Genomic DNA, 12439 nt, shown 5'->3' with positions numbered 1-12439 from the left:
CTACACGACCATGCTTTGCCCCTATTGCTACCGCGCAAAGAGCCTGCTCAAGCAGAAGGGCGCGTCCTATACCGAGATTGATGTCGGCATGGATGCGGACAAGCGGCAGGAAATGACCGAGCGTGCGCATGGGCGGCGGACCGTGCCGCAGATTTTCATTGGCGACACCCATGTCGGCGGTTGCGATGATCTTTTCGCTCTGGAGGCTGCTGGCAAGCTCGACGCCATGCTTGCCGCCTGAATGGCCGGGCCCGGTTCCGTGTCTTCCGTGACCAAAAACTTCCTGTCCGCCTGTGTGCAGATGCGGAGCGCGTGCAGCGTTGCCGAGAATGTTGCGGCGGCGTCCGCGCTCATTGCCGAGGCGGCGGATCAGGGTGCGCAGTTCATCACCACGCCGGAAATGACCTCGCTTCTCGTGACGAAGAGCGACGATCTTTTTGCGACTGTGCGCGGCGAGGAGGAAGATGAGGCGCTGCCCGCCTTTCGCGCGCTGGCAGCCGAGAAGAAGATTTGGCTTCTGATCGGCTCGCTGCCGATCCGTCTTTCGGCGGAAAAGGTGGCGAACCGTTCTTTCCTCCTTTCGCCGGAAGGATCGATTGCTGCCCGCTACGACAAGATTCACATGTTCGATGTCGATCTTGCGGGCGGTGAAAGCTACCGCGAAAGCAAAAACTATGAGCCGGGGCGTGAGGCCGTTGTCGCGCCTCTTCCCTGGGGCAAGCTCGGGCTCAGCATCTGCTATGATCTGCGCTTTCCCTATCTCTATCGTTCGCTTGCACAGGCAGGTGCGGATTTCCTTGTGGTGCCCGCCGCCTTCACGCGGCAGACGGGCGAGGCGCATTGGCACACGCTTCTGAAAGCCCGCGCCATCGAGACCGGCTGTTATGTGCTTGCGGCCGCGCAAGGCGGCAATCATGAATGTGGCCGCGTGACCTATGGCCATAGTCTCATCATCGCGCCCTGGGGCGAGATCATCGCGGAGGCCGCGCATGACGAGCCTTGCGTGGTGCTTGCCGAAATTGATACGGACCGCGTTGCGGTAGCGCGCAGCCGTATTGGCTCGCTTTCGCATGACCGCGCCTTTGATCTTTCCGTTATTGCCTCTTCGGAGGTGACGTCATGATCCGTTATTCGCTCATCTGTGAACGTGACCATGAGTTCGATGGCTGGTTCTCTTCCTCGGAAGGATATGAAGCGCAGGCGGCGGCCGGGGAGGTTGCCTGTCCGCAATGCGGCAGCACGCGCGTTTCAAAGGCGTTGATGGCGCCGAATGTTGCCAAGGGCGTGGTGAAGCGCAGCAGCGGGACGACCGCCAATGAAATGGCGGAGCGCATGAGCATGATGATGCTCGCCCTCAGGAAGCATGTGGAAGAAAATTGTGACTATGTGGGTGACGCCTTTGCCGAGGAAGCGCGGCGCATCCATTATGGCGAGACGGAGCATCGCGACATTTATGGCGAGGCCACGCTTGATGAAGCGCGTGAGCTGATCGAGGAAGGGGTCACGGTTGCGCCGCTCCCCATCCGCCCAACCCGTCAGGTGAACTGAGCTTACGCCTCCACGCCGAACACGCTGCGCAGATAGGGGTTCAGGAACTTCCCCTGCGGATCAAGCGCGGCACGCGCTTTCAGAAAATCATCCCATTTTGGATAAAGCGCGGCGAAATCGTCAGCCTTCAGTGTACTGATCTTTCCCCAGTGCGGGCGGCCTTCATATTTTCGGAAGATCGGCTCGATCAGATTGAAATAGGGCTTGTAATCTTCCTCGTGATAGCGATGGATCGCAATGGAGCAGCTTTCGCGCTCATGGAAGGGGCTGAGCCAGCTCGTATCTGCGGCTGTGGTGCGATATTCGATGGGGAAGAAGACTTCCACATTGTTGCTCTCAAGCGTCTCGATGATTTCAGCCAGAGCTTTCGGCCCCGCCTCGCGCGGCAGGTGATACTCCATCTCGTTGAAGCGGACATTGCGCTCCGTGGCGAGCGTCTTGTGGGAGAAGTCCACGCGCTCTTCAGGCTCGATGCCGCTCATGATGGTCTGGATCAGCCAGCGCCGTGTTGACGGGGCCCAGCCAAGCCATTCCTGCAGCATCTTGAGCTGCATCAGCCCTTCATCATCTTCGTTCACGGGTTCGGGCGTTTCCGGATCATCCGTCTCATCATTGGTGATGCCGATGGCCATGCCGGAGAAGGGAACATAATAGAACTCGAAATTGCGATGCGTCTTCCACCGCTCCGGGGCCGCTTCGAGCATGTCTTCGATCGGCTCGATCCATGTGCGCCGCTTCAGCTTGTAGAGCGGGCGTGCCTGCATCGTCACTTCCGTCACGATGCCGAGCGCGCCGAGTGATACGCGGGCCGCCTGAAAGATGTCGGCATTGCGTGTCGCGCTGCACTCAACCGTTTCGCCCGACGCCGTGACGAGGCGAAGGCCGGTAACGAAATCGGAAAGCGAAGGAAGCTCTGCACCTGTGCCATGGGTGGCTGTCGCAATGGCGCCTGCCAGCGTCTGCTTGTTGATGTCCGGCATATTGTCGAGCGCAAGCCCGCGCTCGGCGAGTTCGCCCGCGAGCGCGCCAAGCCGGGTGCCTGCACGAATGGTGGCGCGATGGCTTGTGCTGTCATGCGAGATGACGCCGCTCAGCCGGTCGAGCGAGAGAATGGTGCCGTCAGTCGGCACGAGGGGGGAGAAAGAGTGTCCGGCGCCCACCGCGCGGATCGGAGCGGGTGCGGTTCGGATGAGGTCTGCAAGTTCCGCTTCGCTTGCGGGTGCCGCCCGCATCGCGGGGGTGCAGCTTTGCCCGCCCGACCAGTTCTTCCACGGAATGACGCGCGGTTCCTGCGCAAAGGCGCTGGTGAGGCTGGCAGGGATCGTGCCCACTGCCGCAAGCGCGGAGGCGGAAGCGGCGAATTGCAGGAGGTTCCGGCGGGTGATTTTCATTCTGCTGTCTCTCCGGCTGCGTTTTCCGGGGCGGGTGCCGCCATGAAGCGGGTCAGCGCCATGAAATCATTACCGTCACATTCGATGCACTGGCCAAGCGGCGGCATGCCGTTGAAGCCATTGACGATGCTTTCAAGCAGCGCGTCCTCGCCCTTTGCCAGACGGGGTGTCCAGGCGGCGGTGTTATGGGTAAGGGGGGCGCCGGTTGCTGCGTCTTCATGGCAGGTCTTGCAGCTATGCTGGTAAAGTGTCGCTTCACGCTCATTCAGCGTGACGGGAGCAGATGCCGTGTCCCCTTCACCGCAACCCGCCAGCATGAGCAATGCAATGCCTGCCACTGCGGCTGCGAGCCGCTTTCCCCCGTTCCTCACGCCATCCCCCCTTAACCCGTTGCCGGTCAGATTGCCTGCGGCTTTTCCGCCAGCGCCATGTAATTAACATCCGTGTCGCGGCCAAGCGACCATTTGTCGGTCAGCGGATTGTAGCTCACCCCTACCAGTTCCTTGAGGGCGAGGCCGGCGTCCGCGATGCCGGTTTCCATTTCGTTCGTAGTGATGAACTTCTTCCAGTCATGCGTGCCGCGCGGCAGCCAGCCCAGCACATATTCCGCGCCGACAATCGCCAGCGCATGGGCCTTGAGCGTGCGGTTCAGCGTCGCGATGAAGATGAGGCCGCCGGGGCGGAGCATGGAGGCGCAATCCTTGAGGAAGCGCATCGGATCGGCCACATGCTCGATCACTTCCATATTGAGGATGACATCGAAGGTCTCGCCTGCTTCCGCCAGGGCTTCTGCCGTAGTGCAACGATAGTCGATGTCGAGCCCCTGTTCGGCGGCATGGACGGAGGCGGTGGCGATGTTCTTTTCCGAGGCGTCCGCGCTCACCAGGGTGGCACCCAGCCGGGCCATCGGCTCGGAAAGCAGCCCGCCGCCGCAGCCAATATCGAGAAAGCGCAAGCCCTCGAAGGGCCGCACGGCCTTTTCATCAAGGCCGAAATGGGTGCAGGTACGCTCGCGGATATAGGCAAGGCGGGTCGGATTGAACTTGTGAAGGGGGCGGAACTTGCCGTTCGGGTCCCACCATTCGGCTGCCATGGCGGAAAAGCGGGCGATCTCCTCGGGATCGACGCTTCCCATATTTTTTCTGTCAAGCCGCGTATCTGTCATGCCGGTCATTATATGAGGGTTTCCCTGCGTCCTTAATGCTTTCGGGCGGTTTTGCGCCTGTTGCGGCCCTGCTCTTGGGCCTGTATGTATGGCCGCGCCCGACCGTGCGGGTCCATCCGTCATCCGGTCATCATAGAGGGCGCCATATAACAACGTATGGCCCTGTCTGGTCCAGCGTGCCGGTCTTGAGGCGCGGGGCCGGTGAAGGGAGAGTGGGACAGGCGATGGCCAGACTGGTCATGAAATTTGGTGGCACTTCGGTCGCGAATGTCGAGCGCATTCGGGTCGTGGCGGCCCATGTGAAGCGCGAAGTCGATGCGGGCCATGAGGTCGCGGTTGTGGTTTCCGCCATGGCAGGCGCGACGAACCAGCTTGTGAGCTGGGCGCGCGAAACGGCCCCGCTTCACGATGCCCGGGAGTATGACACGATTGTCGCCAGCGGTGAGCAGGTCACCATCGCGCTCCTCGCCATCGAGTTGCAGCGCATCGGCATTTCGGCCCGTTCCTGGCTTGGCTGGCAGATCCCCATTCTCACGGATGGCACGCATGGTGCGGCCCGTATCCGCGAGATTGATGGCAGCGAGCTTGTCCGCCGCATGGGCGAGGGGCAGGTGGCCGTGATTGCGGGTTTCCAGGGTCTTGGCCCCGACAACCGGATCACGACGCTTGGTCGTGGCGGTTCCGATACGAGCGCGGTTGCCATTGCCGCTGCCGTGAAGGCCGATCTCTGCGACATTTATACGGATGTGGATGGCGTCTATACGACCGATCCGCGTATCGTTTCCAAGGCGCGCAAGCTTGACAAGATCAGCTACGAGGAGATGCTTGAAATGGCGTCGCTCGGCGCCAAGGTGCTCCAGACCCGTTCCGTCGAGCTTTCCATGGTGCATCGCGTGCGGTTGCAGGTTCGCTCCAGTTTTGATGCACCGGATGCGCCCCATATGCACTATGTGGCGGATGGCAAAGGTCCCGGTACTCTTGTTTGCGACGAGGATGAAATCGTGGAACAGCAGGTCGTGAGCGGCATCGCCTACTCCAAGGACGAAGCCAAGGTGACGCTCGTCAAGGTCGAGGACAAGCCGGGCGTGGCAGCACGCATTTTCGGCCCGCTCGCCGAAAACTCCATCAATGTCGACATGATCATTCAGAACGTGTCGGACGATGGAAAGAACACGGACATGACCTTCACCGTGCCGCAGGCCGAGCTTGCCCGCGCCGAAGACGTGATCCGCAAGGCGCAAGCCGAGATCGGCTTCCAGGAAGTGCGGACCGATACGAATGTGGTCAAGGTGTCGGTCATCGGCATCGGCATGCGCAGCCATACGGGCGTGGCGCAGACCATGTTCAAGACACTGGCCGAAAAAGGCATTAACATCCTTGCGATCACCACATCGGAGATCAAGATCAGCGTGCTGATCTCTGCCGAATATACCGAACTTGCCGTGCGCGCCCTGCACACGGCCTATGGTCTCGACGCCGAATAATCGGGGGGTACATTGAGCGTCGTCATGAACCGTAAACGCTGCAAACAGGATTGGGACTGATGTCGGGCTCCGTTGGTGGTCCGCGCATCCTGCTCCGTCGGCTGCGTGAGGTCATGGCGGAGCCGGAAAGCGCACAGAAGCGGCTCGACAAGATTGTCGTGCTGATAGCTGCCAATATGGTGGCGGAAGTGTGCTCCGTCTATCTCATGAACGGCGCGCGCGAGCTGGAGCTGTTCGCGACCGAAGGTCTGAAGCCCTCTGCCGTTCACACCACGCGCCTGCGCGTCGGCGAAGGTCTTGTCGGCGACATTGCGGCCCATGCCCGCCCGCTCAATCTTGCGGATGCGCAATCCCATCCGGGCTTTGCCTACCGGCCAGAAACGGGCGAAGAAATCTACAAGTCGCTGATGGGCGTGCCGATCCTGCGGAGCGGCAAGGTCGTGGGCGTGCTTGTCGTGCAGAACCGCACGAAACGTCATTACACTGAAGAAGAGGTTGAGGCGCTCCAGACCGTTGCGATGGTGCTGGCTGAAGTCATTGTGGCTGCTGATCTTGTCGGCGAGTCGCAATATGAGGCCGGCCTCAAGCAGATCCGGTCGCATCATATTGTCGGCACCTCCTTCACGGAAGGCATTGCGCTTGGTCATGCGGTTCTGCATGAGCCGCGTGTCTATGTGACGAAGCTCATTGCGGAAGATACCGAGCTTGAGCTGAACAGGCTCGAGCAGGCGGTCTATGCGCTGCGCGGCTCCATTGACGACATGCTGGAGACGGAAGATCTCAGCCATGCGGGCGAGCACCGTGAGGTGCTTCAGACCTATCGCATGTTTGCAAATGATCGCGGCTGGCTTCAGCGGATGCTGGAGGCGGTGCGGACGGGCCTTACGGCGGAAGCGGCGGTCGAGCGCGTACAGAACGACACGCGCGCCCGGTTGCAGCGGGCGGCTGATCCCTATCTTCGTGACCGGCTGCATGATTTCGATGATCTCGCGAACCGGCTGCTCCGCCAGCTTACCGGTGTGACGCTCGCCTCGCTGTCGGCGAACCTGCCGAACGACGCCATCATCATCGCCCGCAATATGGGGCCGGCCGAACTTCTCGATTATGACAAGGACCGGCTGCGCGGTCTTGTGCTGGAGGAAGGTGCGCCCAATGCGCATGTCTCCATCGTCGCGCGCGCCTTCGGCATTGCGACGGTCGGGCGGGCGGAAGACATTCTCGAGCATGTCGAGCCGGGCGATGCGATTATCGTCGATGGCGATACGGGCGAGGTTTATCTGCGCCCGTCGCAGGAAGTGATCGCTTCCTATTCGGAAAAGGCCCGCTTTCGCGCCCGCAAGCAGGAGCAGTACAAGGCCCTGCGCGGGGAGCCGAGCGTTACGCTCGATGGCGAAAAGATCGACCTCTATGTAAATGCCGGTCTGCAGGTTGACTTGCCGCATCTGAACGAAGCGGGCGCTGAAGGGATTGGCCTTTTCCGCACCGAGCTTCAGTTCATGATCGCTTCCACCTTGCCGTCGCTGCGCGACCAGATCGAGCTGTACACCGCTGTTCTTGACGCGGCGGGCGACAAGCCGGCCGTGTTCCGCACGCTTGATATTGGCGGAGACAAGATGCTGCCCTACATGAACCTCGCTGCGCTCAAGGAAGAAAACCCCGCGCTTGGCTGGCGCGCCATTCGCATCAGCCTCGACCGGCCTGCGTTGCTGCGCCATCAGGTCCGCGCGCTGCTGACGGCGGCGGCGGGTCGGTCCTTGCGGGTCATGTTCCCCATGGTGGCGGAAGTCGCCGAATATGATCGCGCGCGAGCGCTGGTGGACAAGGAACTCGCGCGGCTCGACAAGTTCGGCAAGGAGCGTCCGGCTCATCTCGAGATCGGCACCATGCTCGAAGTGCCGGCGCTGGCCTGGCAGCTTGATACCTTGTTGCCGAGGGTCGATTTTGTCTCGATTGGCTCGAACGACCTTTTGCAGTTCCTCTTTGCGACCGACCGGGGCAATCCGCGCGTCGCCTCGCGCTATGATGTGCTGAGCCCGGCCGTGCTGAGCTTCCTGCGGCATATCGTGCTGAAGTGTCAGGAGCACAAAAAGCCGCTGACGCTTTGCGGCGAGATGTCGGGCAAGCCGCTTGAGGCAATGGCGCTGATGGGGCTAGGCCTGCGGCGGATTTCCATGTCACCGGCGGCAATCGGACCGGTCAAGATGATGCTTCGCTCGCTCGATACGAGAAAGCTGTCGGCCTTCATGGAAGGGCTTTATGGCGTGCCGGACCGCAGTGTGCGCGAGCAGCTTGCCGCCTTTGCTGAAGAGAACGGCGTCATCGTCTGACAGGGATGATCGCGATCTGAATGGAGGGAGTTCGGTTCAGATTGCATCCATCTCTTTCGCAATCATGAAAAAACCGGCTCGGATCATGGAGTTGGGGCAATCTCAGGTTGCGATTTGTCAATAGATTTGTTTTATTCTCGACTATCGATTGCAACTGGGTATTGGTGCGTTTCGGCTGTGCTGGGGGTAGGGCTGGCTGAAAACAAGTACCCATGGCGGTCCTGCGGGGTCTGGGGTCCTGCAGATATTGAGATGGCTCAACTCGGGAAGAGCCCGGATAGATGAACAAAGTCACCATGCTTCCGACGGGGGACAACGGGTCGGAACCCCGCCGCCGACTGCATCTCAGAGATATAACCAACGAAGTGCCGCTTGAGGCGGAATCCGTGGGTGCGGAACTGCGCGCCGCGCGTCTGCGCCGGGGCGAGGACATTCGCAGCATCGCCCAGTCGCTGCGCATCCGTCGCGATCAGCTCGAAGCGCTGGAAGAAAGCCGCTATGACGCGCTGCCCGCGCGGGCCTATGCGGTCGGTTTCGTTCGTTCTTATGCGGAATACCTGGGCCTCGACAGCCGTCATGTCGTTGAGCGCTACAAGGCAGAGCTTGATCGTCAGGAGGCCGTGAGCGCGAGCAATCTGCATTTTCCCGATGGCAATGCCGAGGAAGAGCGCCGCCTGCCGCGCGGCACCGCGCTGATCGTGGCGCTTGTGGTGGGGGCGGGCATTTATGGCGGCTGGCTTCTCACAAAATCGACCGACGAGATGATGGCCGCGCGCGTTGTCGAGAGCGCGGAAAAGGCTGTGCCGTCACCAGCGGCTGTTCGTGGCGACAGCGCCTCTGCGGCCACGCCCCGCGGCGGCATGGTTCCGTCTGCACCGGCTCCGCTGACGCAGTTTGCTCCGGCGGGCGCGGTGTCGCCCGAAGCCGTCTATGAGCCGGTGCCGGTCACCGATGCGGAAGCCGCGCTTGAAGAAGAAGCCGCCGCAGAAGCCGAAATTGCCATGCTGCCGCAGGAACAGGCGGCGCAGGTTCTGCCACCGCTGCCCGAAGGCACGCCCTACGGCGCTGAAAATGTGGATGGCCGTGTTGTTGTTCGCGCGCGTCGCGATGGTGCCTGGGTCCGCATCGAGGATGGTGAAGGCCGCGTTCTCATCGAGCAGGTGCTGAAGGCGGGCGACAGCTATCGCGCACCGCGCGTGCCGGGGGTCATCCTTGTCGCGCGGGATGCGAGCGCCTTCGAAATCCTGCTTGATGGCACATCGCTTGGTCTTGCTGGTCCGCCCACCCTTGTTCTCACGGGTAAGTCGCTCGATGTGGAAGATCTGGTCGCTTCCCTGCCGAAGCCGCCGGTCGATGAGACGGCGGAAGCAGCGCTCACGGGCACGGAGCCTGCGACAATTGCCGATTAGGCGGATGGTCGCGGTGGCGTCATAATTCTGCTAAGAGAAGGCCTGATGGTGCGGTTTCCGGCATAAGAGCCGGGAACGGTTCCATGATTGCCGATCATTCGAAAGGTGGGCGGGCGCTTGCCCCCGCCACGATAAAATGAGCATCAGACCCTGGCGCGACATTATTCGCAGGCCGAGCCGACAGATCCGTGTGGGGTCTGTGGCTGTAGGTGGCGATGCGCCGATTTCCGTCCAGACGATGACGAATACGCTCACTTCCGATGCGAAGGCGACGATCGAGCAGATCCGCCGCATCGAGGAAGCGGGCTGCGATATTGTGCGTGTCTCCTGTCCTGACGCGGCGTCCACAGCCGCGCTGAAGGAGATCGTGCGTGAAACAACGATCCCGATCGTTGCGGATATTCATTTCCATTATAAGCGCGCCATAGAGGCGGCCGAGGCGGGGGCGGCCTGCCTTCGCATCAATCCGGGCAATATCGGTTCAGCCGAGCGCGTGCGTGAGGTGGTGCAGGCGGCGAAGGATCATGGCTGCTCCATCCGCATCGGAGTCAACGCCGGTTCGCTGGAGCGCGACCTTCTCGAGAAGTATGGCGAGCCTTGCCCCGAGGCAATGGTGGAAAGCGCGCTTGATCATGCGCGCATCCTGCAGGATCACGACTTCCACGAATTCAAGATCAGCGTGAAGGCGTCAGATCCGTTCCTTACTGTCGCTGCCTATCAGGCACTTGCCGAGGCGATTGACTGCCCGCTTCACATCGGCGTGACAGAAGCAGGCGGCATGCTTTCCGGCACGATCAAATCATCGGTCGGGCTTGGCATGCTGCTCTGGAGCGGGATTGGCGACACGGTGCGCGTTTCGCTTTCTGCTGATCCGGTTGAAGAAGTGAAGGTTGGCTTCGAGCTTCTGAAGTCGCTCAATCTTCGTCATCGCGGCGTGACGATCATTTCCTGCCCCTCCTGTGCGCGGCAGGGCTTTGATGTCATCGGCACGGTGAAGCTGCTTGAAGAGCGGCTTGCGCATATTTCGACACCGATGACGCTCTCCGTCATTGGCTGCGTGGTGAACGGGCCGGGCGAGGCCGAGCAGACCGATATCGGTTTCACCGGCGGCGGTGCCGGGTCCGGCATGGTCTATCTGTCGGGCGTGACGGACCACAAGCTCAGCAATGACAGGATCGTCGATCATCTTGTGGAACTGGTCGAGGCGAAGGCCGTGGAAATCGAGAAGGCGCGTGCCGAAGAAATGGCCGCCGAGGCAGCCGCGCAGCCGCGCGCGCTGGCGGGGGATTAGCGAAGCTGCGTGATGTGTTCAGCGGAACCTTATCCGCTCGCAGCCTTTTCCTTATCTCCCGAAAGTTTTTTCCATGATCCCCGAAGAAAAACTGCAAAGCGTCATCGCCCGTTTTGAAGCGGTGCAATCTGAAATGAATGCGGATATTTCCCGCGATCGTTTCGTGCAGCTTTCAAAGGAATATGCGGAGCTTTCGCCTGTGGCCGCTGCTATCGGCACACTTCTCGCGGCGCGGCGTGAATATGCAGAGACCGAGCAGCTTCTCCGCGTGAAAGACATGGCGGAGATGGCGCGCGAAGAGATGGAGCGGCTGAACGCGCTTTTGCCGGAGCTTGAGCGCGATGTGCAGATCATGCTTCTGCCGAAAGACGCGGCGGATGAGCGCAACGTCATTCTTGAGGTGCGCGCTGGCACGGGTGGCGATGAGGCCGCGCTTTTTGCAGGCGATCTCTTCCGCATGTATGAGCGCTATGCCTCGATACAGGGCTGGAAGGTCGAACTCATCTCCGCCTCGGAAGGCGAAGTGGGCGGCTACAAGGAAATCATCGCAGGCATTTCAGGGGCGGGCGTTTACGCGAAGCTCAAGTTTGAATCGGGTGTTCACCGCGTACAGCGCGTGCCGGTAACGGAAGGCGGCGGACGTATTCATACATCGGCGGCAACGGTTGCCGTGCTGCCGGAAGCCGAAGAGGTTGATGTGGAGATTGATGAAAAGGATCTCCGCATCGATGTTTTCCGCGCGAGTGGCGCGGGCGGGCAGCATGTCAACAAGACGGAAAGCGCCGTTCGCATCACCCATCTGCCGACGGGCATTGTCGTCTCGCAGCAAGACGAGAAGTCGCAGCACAAGAACAAGGCGCGCGCGATGCAGATTCTGCGTGCCCGTATTTTTGATGCAGAGCGCGAAAGGCTCGACAGTCAGCGTGCGGCGAGCCGCAAGGGGCAGATCGGTTCGGGCGACCGTTCGGAGCGCATTCGCACCTATAATTTCCCGCAAGGCCGCGTCACCGATCACCGCATCAACCTCACCCTGCACAAGCTCGATCAGGTTCTGGAAGGCGACGGGCTTGGCGAACTTATCGATGCGCTGATCGTCGAGGATCAGACAGCGCGACTTGCTGCAATGGAAGAAGAAGCGTGATCATCGAAACGCGCGATCATGCGATGCGAATGCTCGGCTGGCGGCTGCGTCAGGCCGGGTTTCCGACGCCGGAGCTTGACGCGCGCCTTCTTGTGCAGGGTGTCACGGGTGCGAGCGACATCGAGATGCTGCGCGAGCCGGGCACTCGTATGACAGAGGCAGAAGTCGCAAAGCTCGTCGAATATGAGCGCCGCCGTTTCGCGGGCGAGCCTGTGTCGCGCATTCTGGGCGAGCGGGAGTTCTGGGGGCTTACCTTCGCCGTTACTGCCGCGACGCTTGATCCGCGCCCTGACAGTGAAACGCTGATCGAGACCTCGCTTGTGCTGCTCCGCGATGTTTCGGACCCTCGCATCCTTGATCTCGGGACGGGAACGGGCTGCCTTCTCCTCGCGCTGCTGCATGAGCGCGCGGATGCAACCGGCCTGGGCGTCGATCTGTCGCCGGAGGCACTTGACGTTGCGCGCGCAAATGCGGCGCGGCTCGGTCTTGCCTCTCGCGCGACGTTCCGCGCGGGCAACTGGACGGAAGGGCTTGATGAGCGATTTGATCTCGTCATTTCCAATCCGCCCTATATCCGTCACGATGATATTGCGATGCTTGAGGTAGAAGTGCGCGAACATGATCCGATGCTGGCTCTTGATGGCGGCACGGACGGACTTGATGCCTATCGGGCGCTTGCCGGT

12 protein-coding genes are annotated in these 12439 nt (G+C 61.2%); 9 read left to right on the top strand and 3 right to left on the bottom strand.

What is annotated here, in order from left to right; all coding sequences use genetic code 11:
* The 3 genes from grxC to WBF74_RS14600 form a co-directional block, all read left to right on the top strand.
* The coding region (gene grxC, locus WBF74_RS14610) for a glutaredoxin 3 (RefSeq protein ID WP_424441212.1) at positions 1 to 241 on the top strand (241 nt) is incomplete at its 5' end.
* Positions 242 to 1123, top strand: coding sequence for a carbon-nitrogen hydrolase family protein (locus tag WBF74_RS14605; protein WP_424441210.1), 882 nt, complete (start codon positions 242 to 244; stop codon positions 1121 to 1123).
* Entirely contained in the window at positions 1120 to 1548 is a 429-nt protein-coding gene (locus tag WBF74_RS14600) for a DUF1178 family protein (RefSeq protein ID WP_424441208.1), read from the top strand. The genes WBF74_RS14605 and WBF74_RS14600 overlap by 4 nt, the downstream gene beginning before the upstream one ends.
* 2 nt (positions 1549 to 1550) lie before the next feature.
* On the opposite strand, the gene WBF74_RS14595 is transcribed toward WBF74_RS14600, so the two are convergent.
* From WBF74_RS14595 to ubiG, 3 genes are read right to left on the bottom strand one after another with little or no spacing between them, the layout of a single operon-like run.
* Complete coding sequence (locus WBF74_RS14595; RefSeq protein ID WP_424441206.1) at positions 1551 to 2939, bottom strand: D-arabinono-1,4-lactone oxidase; 1389 nt, start codon at positions 2937 to 2939, stop codon at positions 1551 to 1553.
* Positions 2936 to 3310 (bottom strand): c-type cytochrome, encoded by a 375-nt coding sequence (locus WBF74_RS14590; RefSeq protein WP_424441204.1) that lies wholly within the window; start codon positions 3308 to 3310, stop codon positions 2936 to 2938. Before WBF74_RS14590 ends, WBF74_RS14595 begins: the two co-directional genes overlap by 4 nt.
* 26 nt (positions 3311 to 3336) lie before the next feature.
* The gene (gene ubiG, locus WBF74_RS14585; RefSeq protein ID WP_424441214.1) at positions 3337 to 4074 is read right to left on the bottom strand and encodes a bifunctional 2-polyprenyl-6-hydroxyphenol methylase/3-demethylubiquinol 3-O-methyltransferase UbiG; all 738 of its coding nucleotides are present in this window, start codon (positions 4072 to 4074) and stop codon (positions 3337 to 3339) included.
* A 254-nt stretch (positions 4075 to 4328) separates the two neighbouring features.
* Between ubiG and WBF74_RS14580 the strand changes: the two genes are divergently transcribed.
* The 6 genes from WBF74_RS14580 to prmC all read left to right on the top strand — a co-directional run.
* On the top strand, positions 4329 to 5588 hold the full coding sequence (locus tag WBF74_RS14580; RefSeq protein ID WP_424441202.1) for an aspartate kinase: 1260 nt from the start codon (positions 4329 to 4331) through the stop codon (positions 5586 to 5588).
* 59 nt (positions 5589 to 5647) lie between these two features.
* Positions 5648 to 7915 (top strand): phosphoenolpyruvate--protein phosphotransferase, encoded by a 2268-nt coding sequence (gene ptsP / locus WBF74_RS14575; protein ID WP_424441200.1) that lies wholly within the window; start codon positions 5648 to 5650, stop codon positions 7913 to 7915.
* A gap of 281 nt (positions 7916 to 8196) precedes the next feature.
* Complete coding sequence (locus WBF74_RS14570; protein ID WP_424441198.1) at positions 8197 to 9324, top strand: helix-turn-helix domain-containing protein; 1128 nt, start codon at positions 8197 to 8199, stop codon at positions 9322 to 9324.
* Positions 9325 to 9460: 136 nt separating this feature from the next.
* Positions 9461 to 10615 (top strand): flavodoxin-dependent (E)-4-hydroxy-3-methylbut-2-enyl-diphosphate synthase, encoded by a 1155-nt coding sequence (gene ispG, locus WBF74_RS14565; protein ID WP_424441196.1) that lies wholly within the window; start codon positions 9461 to 9463, stop codon positions 10613 to 10615.
* Between the two features lie 73 nt (positions 10616 to 10688).
* The gene (prfA, locus tag WBF74_RS14560) at positions 10689 to 11756 is read left to right on the top strand and encodes a peptide chain release factor 1 (RefSeq protein WP_424441194.1); all 1068 of its coding nucleotides are present in this window, start codon (positions 10689 to 10691) and stop codon (positions 11754 to 11756) included.
* Positions 11753 to 12439, top strand: a 687-nt coding sequence (prmC, locus tag WBF74_RS14555) for a peptide chain release factor N(5)-glutamine methyltransferase (RefSeq protein WP_424441192.1), incomplete at its 3' end; no start/stop codon positions are given. The genes prfA and prmC, both read left to right, overlap by 4 nt.

Source organism: Parvibaculum sp. (genome assembly GCF_049672805.1).
In the GTDB taxonomy this organism is placed as follows: Bacteria; Pseudomonadota; Alphaproteobacteria; order Parvibaculales; family Parvibaculaceae; genus Parvibaculum.
The sequence above is the reverse complement of the archived record's forward strand: the minus strand, read 5'-3'. Positions and strand labels throughout refer to the sequence as shown.